The sequence below is a fragment of the Commensalibacter intestini A911 genome, from assembly GCF_000231445.1.
GTDB classification, from domain to species: Bacteria; Pseudomonadota; Alphaproteobacteria; order Acetobacterales; family Acetobacteraceae; genus Commensalibacter; species Commensalibacter intestini.
The window spans coordinates 192,102-213,357 of sequence record NZ_AGFR01000007.1; the positions used below are offsets into that span (position 1 = coordinate 192,102).

Annotated in this window: 15 protein-coding genes; 3 read left to right on the forward strand and 12 right to left on the reverse strand. The window is 35.7% G+C overall.

Features of this window, described 5'->3' with window-relative positions:
* Positions 1 to 11 precede the first annotated feature (11 nt).
* From CIN_RS11420 to aroA, 7 genes are all read right to left on the reverse strand, one after another.
* A complete protein-coding gene (locus tag CIN_RS11420; protein ID WP_008854176.1) occupies positions 12 to 5,339 on the reverse strand; it encodes a glycosyltransferase in 5,328 nt (1,775 codons plus the stop codon).
* 112 nt (positions 5,340 to 5,451) lie between these two features.
* A complete protein-coding gene (locus tag CIN_RS11425) occupies positions 5,452 to 6,933 on the reverse strand; it encodes a glycosyltransferase (protein ID WP_008854177.1) in 1,482 nt (493 codons plus the stop codon).
* 1 nt (position 6,934) lies between these two features.
* The gene (locus CIN_RS11430) at positions 6,935 to 8,815 is read right to left on the reverse strand and encodes a glycosyltransferase family protein (RefSeq protein ID WP_050798369.1); all 1,881 of its coding nucleotides are present in this window, start codon (positions 8,813 to 8,815) and stop codon (positions 6,935 to 6,937) included.
* Between the two features lie 230 nt (positions 8,816 to 9,045).
* Complete coding sequence (gene rpsA / locus CIN_RS06030) at positions 9,046 to 10,767, reverse strand: 30S ribosomal protein S1 (RefSeq protein WP_008854179.1); 1,722 nt, start codon at positions 10,765 to 10,767, stop codon at positions 9,046 to 9,048.
* 252 nt (positions 10,768 to 11,019) lie between these two features.
* Entirely contained in the window at positions 11,020 to 11,442 is a 423-nt protein-coding gene (locus tag CIN_RS12080) for an aspartate/glutamate racemase family protein (RefSeq protein ID WP_342619805.1), read from the reverse strand.
* Between the two features lie 363 nt (positions 11,443 to 11,805).
* Positions 11,806 to 12,438: a (d)CMP kinase gene (gene cmk / locus CIN_RS06040; protein ID WP_008854182.1), complete on the reverse strand. Its 633-nt coding sequence runs from the start codon at positions 12,436 to 12,438 to the stop codon at positions 11,806 to 11,808.
* Complete coding sequence (aroA, locus tag CIN_RS06045) at positions 12,435 to 13,778, reverse strand: 3-phosphoshikimate 1-carboxyvinyltransferase (RefSeq protein WP_008854183.1); 1,344 nt, start codon at positions 13,776 to 13,778, stop codon at positions 12,435 to 12,437. The genes cmk and aroA overlap by 4 nt, the downstream gene beginning before the upstream one ends.
* Before the next feature lie 159 nt (positions 13,779 to 13,937).
* Between aroA and CIN_RS06050 the strand changes: the two genes are divergently transcribed.
* Together CIN_RS06050 and CIN_RS06055 are read left to right on the forward strand one after the other, a co-directional pair.
* Entirely contained in the window at positions 13,938 to 14,261 is a 324-nt protein-coding gene (locus CIN_RS06050; RefSeq protein WP_040364034.1) for an FYDLN acid domain-containing protein, read from the forward strand.
* Positions 14,262 to 14,796: 535 nt separating this feature from the next.
* Positions 14,797 to 16,377: a Hint domain-containing protein gene (locus CIN_RS06055; RefSeq protein ID WP_008854185.1), complete on the forward strand. Its 1,581-nt coding sequence runs from the start codon at positions 14,797 to 14,799 to the stop codon at positions 16,375 to 16,377.
* Positions 16,378 to 16,460: 83 nt separating this feature from the next.
* Here the strand turns inward: CIN_RS06055 and CIN_RS06060 are convergent, their stop codons facing one another.
* The 5 genes from CIN_RS06060 to CIN_RS06080 form a co-directional block, all read right to left on the reverse strand.
* Positions 16,461 to 17,258, reverse strand: a complete 798-nt coding sequence (locus CIN_RS06060) for an ABC transporter permease (RefSeq protein ID WP_040364035.1) — start codon at positions 17,256 to 17,258, stop codon at positions 16,461 to 16,463.
* A gap of 128 nt (positions 17,259 to 17,386) precedes the next feature.
* On the reverse strand, positions 17,387 to 18,097 hold the full coding sequence (locus CIN_RS06065) for a tetratricopeptide repeat protein (protein ID WP_008854187.1): 711 nt from the start codon (positions 18,095 to 18,097) through the stop codon (positions 17,387 to 17,389).
* Between the two features lie 90 nt (positions 18,098 to 18,187).
* Entirely contained in the window at positions 18,188 to 18,805 is a 618-nt protein-coding gene (locus CIN_RS06070; RefSeq protein ID WP_008854188.1) for an ABC transporter ATP-binding protein, read from the reverse strand.
* 2 nt (positions 18,806 to 18,807) lie between these two features.
* Positions 18,808 to 19,209 carry a dihydroneopterin aldolase gene (gene folB / locus CIN_RS06075; protein ID WP_008854189.1) on the reverse strand — a complete coding sequence of 134 codons (402 nt, stop codon included), beginning with the start codon at positions 19,207 to 19,209 and terminating at the stop codon, positions 18,808 to 18,810.
* Between the two features lie 11 nt (positions 19,210 to 19,220).
* Positions 19,221 to 19,994 carry an SDR family oxidoreductase gene (locus CIN_RS06080; RefSeq protein WP_008854190.1) on the reverse strand — a complete coding sequence of 258 codons (774 nt, stop codon included), beginning with the start codon at positions 19,992 to 19,994 and terminating at the stop codon, positions 19,221 to 19,223.
* 139 nt (positions 19,995 to 20,133) lie between these two features.
* Here CIN_RS06080 and CIN_RS06085 point away from each other — a divergent pair, with 139 nt between their 5' ends.
* Positions 20,134 to 21,192: an acyltransferase family protein gene (locus CIN_RS06085; RefSeq protein ID WP_008854191.1), complete on the forward strand. Its 1,059-nt coding sequence runs from the start codon at positions 20,134 to 20,136 to the stop codon at positions 21,190 to 21,192.
* Positions 21,193 to 21,256: the final 64 nt, after the last annotated feature.

Consider the following 21,256-nt stretch of genomic DNA (forward strand, 5'->3'; position numbering starts at 1 on the left):
TTGCCCATTCCCTATTTATGCGAAGTTACTTGTGTTAAAATCTGTTGAAGGTTACTTCTAAAGCGATCTTCATTACATTCAGTATCAATACGCGACAATGCATTATCACGCAGCTTATTCCATAGTTTCTCTTTTTGATAAAGACGGATAATTTGCGATGCAAAAAAATCTGCATTATCAATCGATGCTGCTAAAATATCTTGGTCATCATCCCATCCTAACTGATGCACTAATAAATCTGTTGCAACAATTGGAATTCCATAAGACGCTGCTTCATGTAGCTTATAAGGGATTCCGCCTGCGAAACGAGTCGGTGCTATATAAACACGATGATCATTATATAAATGTGTCAAATCTTCGACTGGACCTAGTAATTTAACCTGAGGATATTGTGAAAATATTGACATATCTACAGATGGATGAACATACCCTGCAATTGTAAAAGTAAAATCATCTCCCATTTCTTTTACCAAAATAGGCAAAATAGCATCTGTAAACCATTTTAAACTATCAAAGTTAGGAGATAGATCATCATGTAATGCACCAACGAACAACAATCCAGTCCGTTGCGCCCATGTTTTTGGTGTTGGACGCACATGCATCATATGCCCTAAAATTGACACTTGATTAAAACCAGCTTGTTTGGCGTAATCCGCATCAATTTTATTCACTGTAATCATTGTTTGACAATGACGCGCACAAGAAAGCTCTACTTCTAAAGCTTCTCCTAACGTTTCTTCACTTTCGTCTTCTAAACCTAAGATTTTTCGACGTAATAATGTTCTAGGAGAAGCAATAACTTCCGTATCCAAAACCAAACAATCTTGAGGAATATAACGATTAGCTTCCCCCATCATCGGTAGAATACGATGTAAATTATGCGTACGCCCTATCCAAATTGCATCATAATATCCTGCTCGCTCTAAAAAGAAATCGCGAATATTATCAATTGTTTTACTAAACATAACCTCAACGGTTTCAGGTAAGTCAGAATAAATTTGATAAAGATGAGGATAATAATTATTAATAGGATAGACTGTTACATGATATCCTAACTTTGCCATTTGATGAACAATATCATTAGAACGAACGTATCCAGATCCTAAACGCCGTAAAGGCACCCGGTCTTCTATAAATAAAATACGCTTGCCCGTTCCCATACGTTCTCGTGCGATAACAACATTATCAGAATGTCTAGGATGTTGAAAACGTAAGAAATCTGTATGCTCTTTAACAAACTGACGATGATTTCGACGAATTAATCCACTAGAAACTATAGGATCACTGGAGGCATATTCCATATGCTCTACCACTGCATCTGGATGATATACAACACGATAACCAGCTTTTAAAATTCGAACACACAAATCTGTATCTTCGAAATATGCTGGATAATAAATTGGTGAAAAACCTTTAAGCTGTTGAAGTAAAATTGTTTTAATAGCCATCATTGCTGTCGAGCAATAATCAACATCCCTAACAAAATTAGCTTCAGCAATAGAAGGATCTTCGCCACGCAAATATCCTGCTGTTGTTCCATCCCGCCAAATCATTGAGCCAGCTTCTTGTAAATTTCCATCTGGATGAATAATTTTACCGCCCACAGCACCTATATCTGATTTAGACATTAAATGTTTGCATAAAACATCAATAGCATTTGGATATAAATAAATATCATTATTCAGAAATACAGTAATAGGAGCTTTAACTTGCTCAATCAAATAGTTACAGGCTCTGCCATATCCAAAATTATATGCAAATCGTGTAACTTGCACACCAATTAAAGAATTTTGAATAAAACGTGTGTCATCCGTTGAATAATTATCACCAATTAATAATTGTATTTTTCCATTATAATTTGCACGCAAAGAGGCCAAAGCCGTTAACGTCACCGCCAACTGATTTTTCACTAAGATAATAACACTAATATCTGGTTTACCTTCATAAGAAAAATCTAATTTTTGGTGTGCAACAACTGGAAGCATGAAGTTCGCTTTTTTACGGAAATACTCCCGAGAATCTTTTGTCTTATCATTCAAACGATAATGAGAATCTTCGGGAAGATTATTAATCCATGCTTCTAATCGTTGATCAAAAATCCAATGTGCGAAAGCATCTCTATATAAACCATTTTCAATATCTTCTTGGATAGATCCAGATAAAAAATAAGATCTTAAATCAACATCTTCACATGGTTTTCTACACTCTAACGAGCCATGTAAAATGAAATGTTGATAACCATTCCTGAAATTTCCTTTACCATTCTCTAAAACAGATCCTGCCAAATCTGGATTATCAGCAGCATAAAATGTTTCAGAGAACCAAGGTAAAGGATCATAATATGTTGGCGTCGAATTTAAGAAGTAATGTTGTAACGCACTGGAATATTCTTTTGAATTTATTTTTTGTAAAACTTCAGGATATTTATTTAAATACCAATCAGAATCAAAATACAAAGAAACACTCGCTTTAAGATCTGCTTTTCCTATATTTAATAAATAATTTCTATAAGGGAAAAACGTTTTTTCAACATCACCACTTTCATAACAATGACGTTCATAAACCAATGGATCAAAGAATAAAGATCCTGATTTACGCAAAGCATCTCCTTTTTTCAAGTAATGATCGTAAGCATTTACATATTCTTCTGTCTCATTAATTTCAAAGGTGAATTGTGGATTTTTACTTAAATAATAATGGGATGAAAACAACCAGTGAGCTTCATGCTTTTTAAAGCCTGTTTTACAATAATGTTCAAAACCAGTTTTAAATTTTCCTCTTTTAATAGCCTTCCTAACAACCTCATAAGACTTTAAATACCATTCCTCATCAAAATATGCATTAGGGCTATGACCTAAAAAACTACCAATTTGTGTATAATATTCTTCAACGGTCTCGACACCACAAATTTCCATTTTTTCATAGACGTCTGAATAAACTGATACATACCATGCCTCATCAAACAGTGCCCATAGCGCCCCTTTATAAGTTTGATCTGTAACCATCAGATCACTAACATTAATCTCTTGTTCAACAGGCTCCTGTACTAAGTCCTCAGTTTTCTGAATCTTAACATGATTAGCCAACCAATGAACATAAATATTAGGGTATAAGCCTTCACTCATATCTTTCTTTACCTCTTTACTTAAAGAGTAACTACCCAAATTTACAAATGGTGAAGGTTGCCATAATAAACTAATTCCTTTATCAATAAAATGATCATACCCATTACGATACTCTTGGAATTGTCCTTGTTCCTCTAAAAAAGACATATATTCAATATTATAAAAAGCTTCATCAAACCATAATAAAGGTGAATATTCAGTAGGATCGTTATTTGTTAAATAATGATGTAATGGATTACTATATTCATGATTTAAAACTTCTTTATCAACGTCAGGATATTGTTGTAAATACCATACAGGATCAAAATACCATGACGTACGAACCAAAGGATCAATTTCGTTAATATGTTTTAAATAATAAGCGTAAATTCCCAACTCTATTTGAATAGAGCATTCATAATGACTAAGGAAAAAATTAGAATCAAAGAAAACACTACCATTTCTTCCTTCCTTATCTCCCTCTTGTAAATAATGATCATACCCATTCACAAAACCATTTCTATTTAACACTTCGTTTGTCAACATAGGGTTTTGTTGCCTATAATAAGCTTCAGAATATAACCAATGCGGAGAGTTAGTTAAATATCCTTGTTGGCAATAGTGATCAAAACCAGAGCTATATTTTGATTGGTCAACAAATTCTTTCACATGAGGATAGGTTCGAAGATACCATTGTTCATCAAAGTAAGGATTGGGTGAATGCCCCTGATGGCAACCAAATGTTCGATAATATTCCTCAACACTATCTAACTCTAAAGCTTTCATCTGAGCGATACCGTCACTATATTGACGCACATACCATTCTTCATCAAAAACACGCCATACAGCGCTATCTGATTTTAAAGCTACAGTTTGCTTATGCTCATCTGATACGACAGTTTCTGATGAAGCCTCTTGCACATTTTTCTTATTTACATGCTGACTTTTATATTCATCAAATTTAATTTTTTTATTCGGTTGCTCTACTAAGAATAAACTGGGATCTTCACCAACCGTAAAACCAGAAAAACTTTCCTTTTCTTCTTCTGTTTCTTTTGCCTCAATTACTACTTCATCTTGATTATTATCAGTGTCTTTTTTCGCTAATAAATTTTCAGAAGTAGATATAACATTTTCTGTATCTGGTGCTATGGACTCTAAAACATCATTTGCAACTAGCTGTACATCATCATCTTTCGGTAACGAAGCTCCTACAAGCTCGTCTAAGAGATCTTCTGAACCATCAATATCATTTAGTGAATCATTTTTTTTAACTGATTTTTCTTTAAATGAAAATCCCATTTTATCACAAAACTGTTGAAATAATACGGGCTGATGCTGTGCAACATAATATTCAAATGCATTTTTAAACACATGCGACGAAACTGCTTGAATAACGCACTCTTGTTTCTTATACTCTTCAAGATTTAAATCTGCATTTGGCTTTCTTCCCTCTGCAAATCCATATAAAATATAATGAATATATGCATTCCTTAGTAATTTTCCTATTCCAATAGAAGATACTACGTCAACGTAAGTATCAGTGTAGAATTTCGTAGAAAAATCAGATAGCGGAGAAAAGTCTGTTACTGTAGTACTTGATAAATAATGATGTATACCACTCACATAAACACGACGTTTTACTAAAGCCGCTACATCAGGATATGTTTTTAAATACCACTCTTCGTCAAATAACCATGAAAACCTTATATCAGCTTTATGAGAAAGTTGTGTTTGTAAATAAAACTGATATGCGCCGCCCTGCTGAATCACTTCTTCTTGATTATCAACCTGAAGTAAATATAAAGTAGGATTAAAAAAAAGGCTTCCTGAATATAAAGAGCGATCTCCTTCACTTAAGTAATGATCATATCCATTTTTATAACCAGAAAAATTATTTGTTTGTTTTGCATATTGTTCTTTATAATAATATGCAGCAAACAAATAATGTGGGGAATAATCTGCATATCCTTCTTTACAATAATGTTCAAACCCTGATTGAAAATCTGAATTTTGAACACGTTTAGCAATATCTGGATAAGCCAAAAGGTACCATTTTTCATCAAAAAATGGATTAGGTGAATGACCTATTTTACTACCTTTTTCTTGGTAATATGCATAAACATCTCCTCCATAAATATCCTCAACAATAGGAAGGATTGAAGAATATCGCTTACAATACCATTCCTCATTAAAATCTTGCCATTTGGGAGTAGAGATATCTTTTTTTACCATATTAGTATTCAACCACACTATTTAACACACCCCGACCTTATGAAGAACAAGTCAGGGTGTTGAATTAATTTTTAATATATAGTTATAATAATAAAACAAACAATCAAAAAAGTTATTTAAATTTACGGTCTATTAGGTGCATACTTTTTTGTATTATTTTATCTGTTAAAATACTATCAGAGATATCTTCTACAGAGTTATTAACAATATTAATTACAATATTCGTCTGAGCTACTTTGTATTCTTTTTGAATAACATTAACCAAATAAATATGATATTTTCCATTTATCTGTGAAAAACAACCTTGTTGCAAATTAACATCTACAACAAAACCATTATTTAATGGTGCTGATTGAAAGAACTCCGCAGTTTGATGTCGCATACATCTTGAGGTACCGATCACAAAACATTCTTCTGCTTCATCACTGACAAATGCAATATACATCCGACCTGCCATCGTATTTGTACGATTAAATGCCCAACCAGAAATCCTAAATTGGCTTTTATCGGCATCAATTGCAACTTCAGACGCATCATCATCTTGAATAAATCCTGTAAAGTGCTCAATACAATATTCTAACTCACCAAACCGCTGAGCGTGAATATTTTTTTCAATAAAATTATTTAGCTTAATCCCACGTATTAACCCATCTTTTTCAGTAATACGTAAAAAATCATCTAAAATAACTTGATTACTATGTACTGAACTATAAATCGCTTTTATTTGCCCTTCAGCAACCTCTATTTCATTTGTTGTTAATTGAAAAGCTGCAGATCCATTGACAACATTAATTAAGCCTATTCTAAAGCGTCCTTCACACCATTTTCCTCTTAATGCTGCAGTACCAGAGAAACCATTACGTATCGGAGCATTTGAAAAACTATCAGCAACATCGCTGCGATTTTCACGTTGACATTCTAAGAAAATAGTTAAGTCACTACTATCATGAATTAACACAGTATATAAAGCACCAGCATTAGATAGCTCAGGGAAAATAAACCATCCACGAATATGGAATTCATTAGCAGGTTTAAATTTCTTATCATCATCAACATTTAGAATATGATAACAAATATCATCTAAATAATAATTAGCGCCTTGAACAACAGCCCAATCATCAACAATTTGTGGCAACTCAACATGTAAATCATTTCCTGTTGGTGGATCAAAAATATGACGTGGTGGTGCCTGATCTTTCCATGATGCATGAGGTAAATAATGTAAACGACCAATATCCCATTTTAAATTACTGACCCCTAATTTATCATAAGGAACAACGCTTTCATAAATGGATAACAATTCTTTTGAATAATCCGCAGCAGTTACCCATAAATCAGGTGTAATATTATCCATGATTTGCTTACGCAAGGATTCATCAGAACGGATAAGCTCTAAACGATCAATAACCGTATTTACAGCCCCAATTTCAACTTTAAATCCATTTACCCCGTCCTTAACACGATCCCCTAAAGCGCCAACATCCGTCACAATAGGAATTAATCCATTTTGCCAAGCTTCTGATAAGGAAATACAATAAGTTTCCGGCCATATAGATAATGTCATTGCTACATCAGCAATTTTTAATGCTGCCACTTCACCAAGGCCATAAGCTCCGTGAAGAATAACTATTTTCTTTTTTTATTTCTTTTAAGACATTTTCATAATCTGGTTGCATATACCCAAAAATATGGAATTCATAAAGATCTGGATTTGCAGCCTGTACAATAGATAATATTGCATCCGCTCCTTTAGAGCGAATAAAGTTTCCAACTGTTGCGACTCTTAACTTTCTACCATTTAATGGTTCATATTTCTTTTGTTTTAATGGAATAGTTGTGTCAGGTGAAGGAATTCCTAAAACATAGTTTTTCTTATTATTTAAACTTGGATAAATTTTACGAGCTAACTCATATGAGTGTTCAGTTCCATATAAACAAATATCAACATACTTCATAATCTTAGCTACAAAAGCACGTCTTGTTTGCTGAACACCAAACTCTAATTTTTCCGAAGTCTTTAAACAAATGTCGCAAGCGCCAATATTCTTTTTATCAATTTCACAATAACGTTGTTCAAAATTCAACAGATTATAATGAGAGCATACAGCTAAAAAATCATGAAAAGAGAAAATAACACCAACACCACATGCCTTAGCAATAATAGGTAAAGATAACGTATGATGTCCTAAATGTTGAATATGAACGACATCAAAACCATATTGATTGATTACACTAGAAAAAGCTGTTTCTTCCCCAGCATCATTCATAGAATCAAGCCAGCCGACATCAGGCATATCAAAACGTTCGATTTCTTTTCCGTTAGCATCTGTTAAATAACAAGCACCACGGCGACGCAACCAATAGAAGAATTCAACGTCTTTTACTAACGTTGTAGACAATATTTGCTGATAAACCTCAATTCCGCCCCAAACATGTTCATGAACAGTTGAATGAGTTACAAACAAGACACGTAACTTACCTTGTCGATCAGGTCTAATCGGCATTATATCTTGTTTTTGTTTTTTACTGAAATTTGCTTGAGTAATATCAGCCATTTTTTGCAAACGGTTCTCATATAGATGCTCACTTAAAGCAGCTTTTTGAGTATCTATTGCTAATTGTTTTCTTAAGCCTTTTTCACTTAAAATACGTGCAATTGATTCAATAACTTCTTCTGTATTACGAGCAACAGAAATACCATTTAGCTCTTTTAAATATTTCTCATCCATTTCAGATGGAAGCTCTACAACTTGAGCAGTTCCCGCTAATGCAAGCTCATATAAACGAGGACCAGGAGCTGTTGCTTGCCCAACATCACCATGACTTGCATAGTTGCGGAACATCGTCAGTGTTACTTGGCTGGCATTTGCAAAATCAATAAAAGATTCAATACTTACAGGTCTTGGAATAATACGCTCGACTAAATCTCTTGGCAAAGGAGGCAAATAGTCATTCCCAGGACAAATCAACTTAAAGCGAGCCTCTGGAAACGCAATTAATAAACGGCGTAACACAGGAACACGATTAGGCCACATCGTTCCTGCAAAGAAAATATCATAATCAAGATCTTCAGTATTTTTGATATCTCTAAAATGAATCGATTGACTAGCACCTAAAGGTAAATAATGTGCTTCAACTTGATACGAATCTACACAACTGGGATCATTTGTAAAAACGTAGTCAAAATTAGAAGTCACATGGACATTAAAATCCAACATAAATGGATCTTCAAAAGCCCAAAAAATCATTGTTTTAAAACACGGGCGCACTCGCTTCATCAGCTCAAAGTCTGTCCTCTGACCGTCAATACAAATTAAAACTTCGTGCTCATGTGTAGCTGCAACCTCTAATAAATTCATATTATCGGCAACAACAACATTCTCCTCGCCCCACAGCTTTTTCGCTGACCTTGCAACAGCAAGTGTTAAATAGGAATTTGAATTATGTGTATAATTTGTATTGTAAATAACAGCCATGACTAATCTTATCACCCAGTTGACATTTTAAAGCGTAACTCAATCATATAAACGATGTAAGTTACGAAATTGAATTATAATCAATAAATATATTTATAAACAAAATAGTCAATAGTTACTATTCTTTAATTGCATCAATATATAACAAATTTGGCATAAAAAAGGTTAAGTGCTGTAAACAACACTTAACCTTTTCAAAATTACGCTAAAATCAATTCTAAAGAATAGAATTATTCAACGTCTGTATCTTCGTTACGACGACGAATAGCTGCTCCAAGAATATCCCCTAAAGAAGCCCCGCTATCAGCAGAACCATAATCAGAGATTGCTTGCTTATCTTCTTCAACTTCGCGACCTTTAATAGTTAAGGTCAAGCGACGAGCTGCTTTGTCAACCGTGACGATTTTTGCATCAATGCGTTCACCAACAGAGAAACGTTCTGGACGTTGTTCTGCTTTGTCACGAGAAAGTTCTGTACGGCGAATAAAGCCAACAAGAACATCATTTACACTAACATCAACACCGTTTGCTTGAATACCAGTAACAGTACAAGTAACAACACTACCTTTGTTCACTTGTGCTAATGCATCAGCAGCTGGATCAGCTTGAAGTTGTTTAATACCCAAAGAAATACGTTCTTTTTCAACGTCAACATCAAGAACTTTAGCTTTAACCACATCACCTTTTTTGTAGTTAGCCATTGCTGCTTCGCCGGTTTCATCCCATGACAAATCTGACATGTGAACCATACCATCGATATCTGCAGAAAGACCAATGAACAAACCGAATTCAGTAATGTTACGGATTTCGCCTTCGATTTCAGAACCAACTTTGTGTGTTTCAGCAAATTGTTCCCAAGGATTAGGTTGAACTTGTTTCAAGCCTAATGAAATACGACGTTTTGAGCTATCAACATCCAACACAACCACTTCAACTTCTTGAGAAGTAGAAACGATTTTACCAGGATGTACGTTTTTCTTTGTCCATGACATTTCAGAAATATGAACAAGACCTTCAACACCAGCTTCTAACTCAACGAATGCACCGTAATCAGTGATATTGGTTACGCGGCCTGTGAAACGAGAATTTGCAGGATATTTATTTGCAACATTTTCCCAAGGATCAGCTTCAAGTTGTTTCATACCCAATGAAATACGATGTGTATCAGAGTTGAAACGGATTACTTGGACGCGAACTGGTTGACCAATTTGCAATGCTTCTGAAGGATGGTTAACACGTTTCCAAGCGATATCGGTAACATGCAATAAACCATCAACGCCACCTAGATCAACGAATGCACCGTAATCAGTAATGTTTTTAACAACACCGTCAAGGATCATGCCTTCTTTAAGACCTTGGATCAATTCGCTACGTTGTTCTGCGCGTGTTTCTTCAAGAACTGCACGACGAGAAACAACGATATTTCCACGAGCACGATCCATTTTTAAGATTTGGAAAGGCTGAGCAACACCAATCATTGGGTTGATGTCACGTACTGGACGAATATCCACTTGAGATCCAGGTAAGAACGCCATTGCGCCACCAAGATCAACTGTAAATCCGCCTTTAACACGACCAAAAATTGTTCCGTTAATACGTTGGTTGCTTTCGAAAGCTTTTTCAAGAGCTGACCATGCTTCTTCACGACGAGCTTTTTCACGTGAAAGAAGAATTAAACCGTCACGATCTTCGTAACGTTCAATATATAATTCAATCATATCGCCAGGTTTAATTTCTGGCTTTACACCTACTGGTGCAAATTCTTTTAAAGGAACACGTCCTTCACTTTTTAAACCGACATCAACAATTGCATAATCATCGGTTAAGCGAACAATTCTTCCTGTTACAACAGAACCTTCGAACCCAATATCTTGACCCAAGCTTTCTTCAAGAAGGGTTGCGAAATCTTCACCAGCAAAGTGATCTTGGTGGTTGTGTGTGGCTTCAGCCATGTGCTTTCCTGCAATCCTAGTCATAATCCCAAGGACAATTTTGCCTTGATCGATATAGACTGTTAATATGCGCGTTTTTATTGTGAGTATCTCTCAACAATAACCATACGACTTTTCTTTGAAAATATTCAAAAAACAAATGAAAATAGTAAATTTAATACTTCGTTAAAAATATTAGCAGGGACTATATAGGAACTATATAAGCAATTCAATTGTTTATTATACAATCTCTCTAAAAATATTGTTTTTTTCTCATTCAAACATTTTGCAATGAAAAATCCGTACATATTCCGCATGTAAACAAGTCGTATCATATAATGGCACATGCGTATCTTTTTGTTGAATTAACAAGGGAATTTCAGTACATCCTAACACAATTCCTTCTGCACCTTGCTGATATAAATCCTGAATAATATCTAAATAGATTTTTTTAGAATCAGGATTAATAATCCCTAAACAAAGCTCATCATAAATAATACGATGCACTGCATCACGCTGAGATAAAGTCGGAATAATCGTTTGAATATTATTTTTCAGCAAACGTGCCTTATAAAAATCCTCTTCCATTGTAAATCTTGTACCTAACAATCCAACTTTTGTGATATTACTCTTTAATATCTTGTCAGCCGTTGCATCGATAATATTTATAATAGGTATAGAAATACGATCCTGAATTTAATCTGCAACTTTATGCATTGTATTGGTGCAAATCACTAAAAAATCAGCACCACCAGCCTCTACTTTCTGAGCCGCATTCGCAAGATATAAACCAGCCCTCATCCCACTTTCCTTGACGTTGCAACAATTCAATCTCACTGAAATCAATGCTGCACAAAATAATTTTAGCAGAATGTAATCCGCCTAGCTTTTCTTTAACTCTCTGGTTGATAAGTTGATAATAAGTCACTGTTGACTCCCAACTCATCCCGCCTAACAAACCAATTGTTTTCATTTCTTTTTACTTCAGTTTTAATTACATTTTCAGAAACTTTACGACGATAAAAATACTTTGAAAACAATTTTGAGAAATTACACAACCTATCGCTGGATAATCTCCAACGCTTTAGCCAAAACCTCACTCGCATTCAAATGATCGGTATCAATAATATGCGCATCTTCCGCAGGACGTAATGGGGCCACAGCTCGTGTTGAGTCTGCCTCATCACGTTGCGTCAACTCTGTTTCAATCTGTTTAATTTGCGCTGTTTTTTGTGGATCATTTGGATCGGTTGCATATTGCAGCCAACGGCGCTCTGCACGAACCTTTGCAGACGCTATTACAAAAAGCTTCACATCCGCATTGGGGAAAATCACAGTGCCAATATCTCGACCATCCATAACAACCCCTTGTTGGGTTGCAAAATGACGTTGCATATCCAACAAAGCCGCTCGAATTTTAGGCTGAGCAGCAACTTGACTGGCAACCTTATCTACTGCAGGCGTACGAAGATCATCTCTTGCCCAGTCTGCTGGCGTTAATCGCTCTGCAATTTGAACAACCGCTTCACTTTCTGCGGATAACCCAGCATCCAGCATTTTTCGTCCAACCGCACGGTATAATAACCCTGTATCCAAATAAGGAAGAGAAAGTTTATCTGCCAATGCTTTGGCCAATGTTCCCTTCCCTACGCCTGACAACCCGTCAATGGCAATAATTAACTTTTTACTCATACGTCAAACTTTGCCCCCAAAGCGTTCATTAATGGAAAGTAATTGGGAAAACTGGTGCGAATAAAGGTCACATCATCAACATTAACACCTTTTTGAGCCACCAACCCTAAAATAGACGCACTCATCGCCAAACGGTGATCCATATGCGTAGATACGACGCCACCGCCAGAAATGTTTCCTGCTGTGCCGTGAATAATTAAATCATCACCTTCAATATCGACTTGCACACCATTACCACGTAACATTTCAACAATGCTGGTAAAGCGATCACTTTCTTTAACTCTTAATTCTTCCAAACCTCTAAAACGGGTAATACCTTCAGCATACGCTGCTGCAATTGAAAGAATCGGGTATTCATCAATCATAGAGGGCGCATGTGATGCCGGAACATCCACAGCTTTTAAAGCACCTGCTTTAATCATCAAATCACCAACAGGTTCTCCACCTTCAACACGTTCATTCAGGATTTGCAAATCAATACCCATCCATTTTAGAACCTCAAAAGCACCCGTACGGAGTGGATTTAATCCAACATTTTCAATACAAACTTCTGAACCTTGAATCATTGATGCAGCGACTAACATAAAGGTCGCAGATGAAGGGTCACCGGGAACTTTTATATCTTTACCTTGTAAGGTTACGGGCCCTTTAAGGCTGATTTTCTTTCCACCTTCAGGTAAATCTTCAACAAGCACTTTAACACCAAAATGACGGAGCATATTTTCTGTATGATCTCTAGTTGCAACAGGCTCTTCAACCCAAGTTACCCCATGCGCATTTAAGCCTGCTAATAAAATCGCTGACTTTACTTGCGCAGAAGCCACTGGCAAACGATAACCAATCGGTGTTGCTTTGGATGTTCCCATAATCGCCATTGGCAATTTACCTGCGTGACGCGTTGCAAAACATGCCCCTGTTTCAGATAACGGAATAGTCACTCTGTTCATCGGTCTTTTACGCAAGCTGCCATCGCCAGTCATAATACTTAAGAAACCATGACTCGCTAAAATCCCACTCAATAACCGTGCTGACGTTCCAGAGTTCCCCATATTTAATACATCATCTGGCTCTGTCAGCTGACCGATCCCTTTACCCACCACATGCCACTCACCTTCGGCAATTCGTGTTGGTTTGGCACCTAACGCCTGCATTGCTGCAGCCGTTTGCATTACATCTTCACCCTCCAGTAAGCCTGTAATATGACTTTCCCCCGTTGCAAGGGCAGCAAACATCAATGCACGATGGCTAATTGACTTATCACCAGGAACATTAATTTTACCTTTTAAAGGCGTTTGCAAAAAAGAAACAGTTAAGGGTTTAGTTGCAGAAGAAATCGTCATATCTTTACTTTCTAAAATAAATTATTGCTAAATAATTCACTACGGGTCATAAAACTTTTATCAGAAATATTAAATTTGTCATTTTAAAGTTTGACATTGCGGTTATATACTGGCATGTCGGCCTGTGTATATTTTATTGGTTAGAGGTAGAATAAATCAATGGTTAAAATAGAGTTAGGTATTAAACGAGTATGTTGTTCATGTGGAACTCGTTTTTATGATCTCAACAAAATGCCACCTGTATGCCCAAAATGTGGCACAGAACAACCCATCGAATTACCCCGTGGTCGCCCACCCGAAGAAGATGACGATACCATTACCGATAAAGATTTGGATACATCAATCGATACAGATGATCTAGATACAGACGATACAGATGTAGATGATGTAATCGAAGATACTTCTGATCTAGAAGATGATGTGGATACAATCGGTTCTGAAATCGAAGTCATGAAAGATGACGGTAGAGACGACGATTCTTAAAAAAGAATTTTATAAGTTTTTTAAGGGCTTTGATTTTTTCAAAGCCTTTTTTTATGTTTAAAGTAAAGAAAATTACTTACTTATTGTTAAATAAAAAAATTAGATATTGCAATACTACAGTTATAATCAGAAAATGAATGCTTAAAATCTGTATTAGAAACTAAACAAAAGACGATAGATAGCTTCAAGCTATTAGAACATAAAGATGTTCATATTGTAGGCTCCATACCAGACAAAGAACCAAAACCGCTCTAGCAAAGCAAAAGAAATGCTTAAAAGTTATTTAGCTCATTATATCTGCATAATTTTTGCGATAATTATAATTTCAATATAAATGACCAACATAATATATTTAAACATAAGGGTATATTGATGACAACAGAGCAGAATTTTTTTTAATAGCAATATTAACGACACTAATGTTTTTATATCTAATGGTCAATTTGAAAACTTTAATCAAATCAACTCAGGTGGAACACTAACCGTTAACTCTAATGGTTCAACATACTATAATACCATCAACTCAGGTGGAATATTGAATATTCTTGCGGAAGGGAAAGCAGATTTAATTACAGTTTTTAGCGGAGGATTATTATCTGTTGGTAACCAAGTTACTATATCTAAGGTAACAGTCAATTCAACAGGCAGTGCTATTTTCAATGAAGGTGCGATTCTTTCTGGAACATTAACACTTAATAATGGTGGATATGCTGTCATTACGACCTCTACAGGTGGAGTAATTAATTTAGTAGATAATACCACGCCTGTTTATTTAGTTGGAGCTACAACCAGAGAAACAACCACGAGTAATATGAGCGGGTTAGTTATTTCTGGAACAGGTAGCGCAACAACGGTAATCAGTGGATTTACCGGGGATGCATCGAACTCAATTACATTAGCAAATGTTCACACAAGTAATGTAACGAATGTTGCTTATCCTGATGTTAATCATGTCACTTTTACATTAAATGATGGGACCACGGTTACATTAAATATAACAGGTGTTGGAAATTATGGATATGCACTGACTTCTGATGCAAATGGAAATTTAGTTTATGAAATCTGTTTCTTAACAGGCACAATGATTGAAATCCCTGGCAGCGTTTGTGCTGTTGAGGATTTGAAAATTGGCGATAGTGTTCTTACTTATAACCCAGTCACTCAGGGAAAAGTGTCCAAACCAGTAACTTGGATTGGACATAAAACAGCCTCTATAAAATCAAACTTACTCAATGATGAAGCAGGTTACCCTGTTCGTATTTTAAAAGATGCCATAGCACCAAATGTGCCGAATAAAGACTTACTTATTACGGCTGAACATTGCTTGTATTTTGATGGTAAGTTCATTCCTGCACGTATGTTAGTTAATGGTTACTCTATTTATTATGATACTTCGATGACTAGCTATGATTATTATCATATTAAAACTGCGGAACATTCTATTTTAACAGCCGATGGAATGTTAACAGAAAGTTACTTGGATACAGGTAATCGTCATACGTTTAATCTAGACCATAAAGTCATCAAACTCTCTGGCAATAAAGTAAAGGCTTGGCAGAATGATGCGATTGCACCTTTGGTAACAGAACGTTCTATTGTTGAGCGGATTTATAATTATCTTTTACAACGTGCGCATGTTCATGGATGTTTAAAACAAGAGCAACCCTTTGAATTGACACAAGATCCAGATCTTTGTTTAATGACAGATCAAGGCGAAGTTATTCATAAAAAAGCATCTTCTACGGATAAGAAACTAGACTTTATTATTCCTAATAACGTTAGTGCGGTTTGGATACTATCTCGAACCAGTCGTCCTTGTGATGTAATTGGTGCTTTTGTTGATGATCGCCGTTATTTAGGAGTGCTAGTCGGAGAGGTTACTTTACAAAGAAACGGTAAAAAACATCCGATTACAACGCATTTAGACGCGGATCATTTATTAGGATGGGATGTTAAAGAAACCATTCCTTTTCGTTGGACAAAAGGAAAAGCATTCTTGCCATTAACTCAATTAAAGTGCCGCTCTGATAAACCTAACTTGTTAACCTTAGATATTTTGTCAGATCATGCCTATATTATCGATTATTCAAAAGAAAATAACAAAAAGCTAGCTTAATCTATTCACATAAGAGAACCATCCTTACAAAATACCTGTAAAATCATCTTGACAAAGTTTACAGGTATTTTCTCTATTCATTTTTATTTAAATAATCGATCTATTCGAAGTCGATCTCGATTATCCGTCAACCGTAAAACAGCTAAAAACGATACCCCAATCGCAGCCATAATTCCTGCACTCGAAATAATAATCAGCAGTAAAATTTGATATTTAGCGGCATCAAAAGGATTCATTCCTGCCAAAATTTGTCCAGACATGGTTCCTGGCAACGTCACAATTCCAGCAGCAGACATTTGATTAATTAAAGGCATAATCCCCATCACAACAGCTTGACGAACCAGAGGATTAAACGTTTCTCGACGTGTGTGCCCCAGTGCCAATCGTGCTTCGATGACTTTTTGCTCTCTTTGAACCATATCTAACAGCCCCTTTAAAGACAGAGAAGCTGCACTCATCACGTTCCCTAAAATCATGCCAGTCAAAGGAATAAAATATTTTGCATCATACCAAGGTTCTGGACGTAGAGCCGTATTTAATGCCACAAAACTGACAATCAAGGTAACAATTCCAGTGACTGTACCACTAATTCCCAAAGACCAACGCCATTGAACTCCAGACTTTAACCGAGCAACGATCTCTCGACTGGCCGCCAGCATCATGACAAACACAACCAACAAACTGCACCAAAATGATTGCACAGCAAAGACTTTTAATAATAAAAATCCAACCAATAGTAATTGCAAAACCAACCGAACCGCAGCAATAATCACAGTCCGTCCGATACCAATCGATAATATTACGGATAACACCGTTATAAGCAACAATAACGATACTGCCAAAGAAAGATCGATAAAACTGAGATGAATATAACCATTCATTTAAAATATACGCTTATAAAGTGAATTTACTGTTGGTGTTTATAAATGAATTTCTTTGAGATACTAGAGGTTGTCTGATTTATTTGAAAATATATATAAATGGGTCATATCTTGACCCATTATTCACATTACTCATTATTTAGTCGTTTATAAGCATCACAGCCATCTTGTGATTTATTTAAACATGCTTGTTTATAATAAACTTTGGCTTTTTCTTTATCTTGTAAAATGTTTTTTTTACCCTGCTCATAAATGGCTCCAATCCCCAAGAAAGCAATAGCATTCCCTTTGTTCGCAGCCTGCGTATATAATTCTATCGCTTTAGCATAATCTTGAGGAACTCCTTGTCCATTTTCATACATGTTTGCAAGCTTTAACTGAGCTTCAGCATCCCCTTGATCTGCAGCCTTTGAAAACCACTTTATTGCCTCAAAATAATCTTGAGGAACACCTCTACCTTCAGCATACAGATACCCAATACCTACTAAAGCATCTATATTTCCTTGCTCTGCAGATTTGTGAAACCATTCAAAAGCTTTTGTATAATCTTGAGGAATACCCCTACCTAGATAATACATTAACCCAAGAATATATTGAGCTTGTGCATCACCCTGCTCTGCAGCCTTAGTAAAATTCTCAAAAGCTTTGGCGCCATCTTCAGACACTCCCTCACCTCTGAAATACATCAATCCAACATTAAGCTGAGCTTTTACATCTCCTTGAGAGGCTTTTTGCTCCAATGCTGCAATATCCTGTGGGGTTGGATCTTCTGCAAAAACTTGTAGACTGATACAAGTAAGGCCAACCCCTATTAACAAAGCATATTTAAATATTTTCATAACTTAGTATCCTGACAATTATTTTTTATAAAGATAATTTCTTTATAACTGATTTAGTCATATCATTCACAAATCAACTTTATTACGCCACTAACTACAAAGCACTAATTGATCTGTTATTAATTGGTAATGCGATGTTGCCAGTCGTTTTACTTGTTCCATATTATGAGAAACCAATAAAATACCGATATTTTGTTTCTGTAATTCTTGGATGCATTGTTCTACGACAATGACCGATTTGGGATCTAATGCAGAGGTAATCTCATCGAGAAGTAAAAATCTTACTTTAGAAGAAAAAGCCCTGATCAAAGCCATTCTTTGCTTTTCACCCGTAGAAAGCTGAACCACATCAGCATCCAACAGCTCTTCTTTTAGGTTAAATTTAGGCAGCCAGTAATAAGCCATCTCTAAATCTGTGAAATGCTCTTTGACCGTTTTAGCCCACCACCCTGATTCAGCAGCAATATAAGTCACTTGCTTACGCCACTCCGAAGGGGCAAAGCTGTTACGTTCTTTGCCATCCAAGAACACTTGCCCTGCATTGGGTATCAAGTCAGCAATCATCCGTAAAAATACAGACTTACCAGCACCAGACTCTCCTGTAATAACAACACAGCTACCGCTATTAATTTCTAAAGAATACGGTCCATGATGCAATGCAAAAAGCGCTCGAACAGATAAGGTAGATTGATTTCTAAGCTCGATCATTTTTATACTTGAACTTCTTTATTCCAACGTTCAATTTCTACGCCTACCCCTTCTGCTTCTGGAATAATATCAAGCTTTTCTAGCATCACACGCGTAACGTAAACGCGTTTATCTTCAAGGATCGTCTCAACAATCGTTTCAGCTAAGGTTTCAACCAAGTGAAAATGGGTATTACTGACGATTGCTTTAACCTGGTTTGTAATATCTTCATAAGATACCGTCCGAGCAAGATCATCAATTCCAATCCCTTTTTCGTCCTCTACCCCCACAGAAATACTAATTTGCAAGCGTTGGGTTGTTTCTTGTTCAAAATCATAAACCCCAATACGCGCTTGTAAAATTAAATTTTTAATAAAAATACGTCTTAATGCTGGTCTGTTTGACCACGAAGGAAAAAAGCTCATTTTAAATTCTATTACTCATCAGTATAGGTTCCCACCGCAGGAGACCATTGTAAATGCTGCCCACCATCTAACGCTAACATTTGCCCTGTAACAGATGGTAAACAAAGCAATCCTAATACTGCTCTTGCGACTTCTTGTGAAGTCGTTCCTTGCCCCAAAGGCGTTGACTTGCATTGATGATCAAACTGCTCATCGGTTTGTCGTTTATGCGCCATTGCAGGTCCTGGCCCCACAGCATTCACCCGAATAGACTTAGACGCCAACGCCAACGCCATTGTTTGTGTTAATGTCCACAATGCTGCTTTAGAAATTGTATAACTCACAAAATGAGGCGTTAAAGACCAAACGCGTTGATCTAACATATTAATCACACAGCCTTCTGCCCCCATAGGTAATAGTTTGGCAAAATCTTGGATAAGCTGAAAAGGTGCCCATAAATTAGGATTTTGATGATGCTGCCATGTTTCCAATGTCACCGTATCCCACTCGTCACGATCAAAAACGCTGGCGTTATTGACTAACACACCAATTGGCCCCAATTTTTGAGTTGCTTGCGCTACTAAAGACGTCACTTCATCAGGATTAGAAAGTTCAGCTGTTAATAAAACAGCAGAACGCCCAAGCGCTCTGATTTCTTTTAACACCTGATCGGCTTGAGGCGTATGGCTACGTGCATGAACAGCAATATCAAAGCCAACTTTAGCCAAAGTTAAAGCGATTTCACGCCCTAAACGAATGGTTGCCCCTGTAATTAATGCAACTCTTGGAATTGTGGTCGGGACCATAAAAAAATCATTTAACAATAAACTGTCCACCCATTAGAAACTTACTTTCAAACTCATTTGAAATTATTTGCATAATACTCTTATTTATCTTAATAACCATTAAAACTTTTATTTTTCTTCATTATAATATGGTTTCATAATGCTCCTCAACGATCTCTTAAAAAAAGAAAATAATAACCTTGATCTTTTTAGGCTGATCGCAGCATTCATGGTAATTTATGCGCATGCTTATCCTCTACTTCCTACACCAGGAAAACAAGATCCTCTTCTGACTATCACTTGGTTTGAAGATATCGGTGGCTTAGCTGTTAAAATTTTCTTTTTTTTAAGCGGACTACTCGTTACTAATAGTTTATTAATAAAAAAAAATATTATTACATTTATCATATCTAGACTGTTTAGAATTTATCCAGCACTTATAACCTTACTCATAATCACTACTTTTATTATAGGACCATTATTTAGTTCACTGTCTTTTTATGATTACTATACATCTCCTTTAACACATATCTATTTTTTCAATAACCTCATTTTAAAAACAGCTTATTTTTTACCTGGTGTTTTTGTACATAATCCCTATCCACTCTTTAATGGTTCTTTATGGACACTCCCTTTTGAGGCGACATGCTATATTCTTTTAAGCGTCTTTTTTTTATTAGGTGGCTTTCGTTTTAAAGGAATGATTATTCTTATTTTTATTATTCTAGTAATAGACACAATTTATAATAATCACCTCGTAATAACTTGGTACGCAAATGGCAACCATAGAGAAACCCTTCTTGCTCCTTCTTTTTCATTTGGATGCTTACTGGCTGTTTATAAACATTATATAAAAATTAACTTATGGATCGTCCTGGCAAGCTTTTCCTTATTTGTTATATTCGGACACTCCGCCTATAATTTTTATTTCTTTTACCTTTGCGTATTTATAAGCATTTTGTACATTTCAAGCCTTAAATTTATAATAAAAGTCAAGTTTTCGGCAGATATCTCTTATGGTGTTTATTTGTGGGCTTTTCCTATACAACAAATTATTATATTAGAATTTCCTCAATATAACCTTTTATTTAATCAAATTATATCCATGATCATCGCATCAATTGCCGGATTACTTTCATGGTATTGCATTGAAAAAAATAGTATATGTCTTGGTAAATATATCAATAAAAAGCTACAACTTACTAAAACCATTCGATGAGACTATTTTTATAAAATAACCTCATCTTATATTTAAAAAATAGGTTTAGCAAAACTAATTAAAC

Coding starts and splice junctions, on each gene's coding strand:
- CIN_RS11430 (WP_050798369.1), bottom strand. CDS start 8,815: ATGGCTGTTATTTACAATACAAATTATACACATAATTCAAATTCCTAT.
- rpsA (WP_008854179.1), bottom strand. CDS start 10,767: ATGGCTGAAGCCACACACAACCACCAAGATCACTTTGCTGGTGAAGAT.
- CIN_RS06085 (WP_008854191.1), top strand. CDS start 20,134: ATGCTCCTCAACGATCTCTTAAAAAAAGAAAATAATAACCTTGATCTT.
- CIN_RS06065 (WP_008854187.1), bottom strand. CDS start 18,097: ATGAAAATATTTAAATATGCTTTGTTAATAGGGGTTGGCCTTACTTGT.
- CIN_RS06050 (WP_040364034.1), top strand. CDS start 13,938: ATGGTTAAAATAGAGTTAGGTATTAAACGAGTATGTTGTTCATGTGGA.
- folB (WP_008854189.1), bottom strand. CDS start 19,209: ATGAGCTTTTTTCCTTCGTGGTCAAACAGACCAGCATTAAGACGTATT.
- cmk (WP_008854182.1), bottom strand. CDS start 12,438: ATGAGTAAAAAGTTAATTATTGCCATTGACGGGTTGTCAGGCGTAGGG.
- CIN_RS06060 (WP_040364035.1), bottom strand. CDS start 17,258: ATGAATGGTTATATTCATCTCAGTTTTATCGATCTTTCTTTGGCAGTA.
- CIN_RS06070 (WP_008854188.1), bottom strand. CDS start 18,805: ATGATCGAGCTTAGAAATCAATCTACCTTATCTGTTCGAGCGCTTTTT.
- CIN_RS11420 (WP_008854176.1), bottom strand. CDS start 5,339: ATGGTAAAAAAAGATATCTCTACTCCCAAATGGCAAGATTTTAATGAG.
- CIN_RS06080 (WP_008854190.1), bottom strand. CDS start 19,994: ATGGTCCCGACCACAATTCCAAGAGTTGCATTAATTACAGGGGCAACC.
- aroA (WP_008854183.1), bottom strand. CDS start 13,778: ATGACGATTTCTTCTGCAACTAAACCCTTAACTGTTTCTTTTTTGCAA.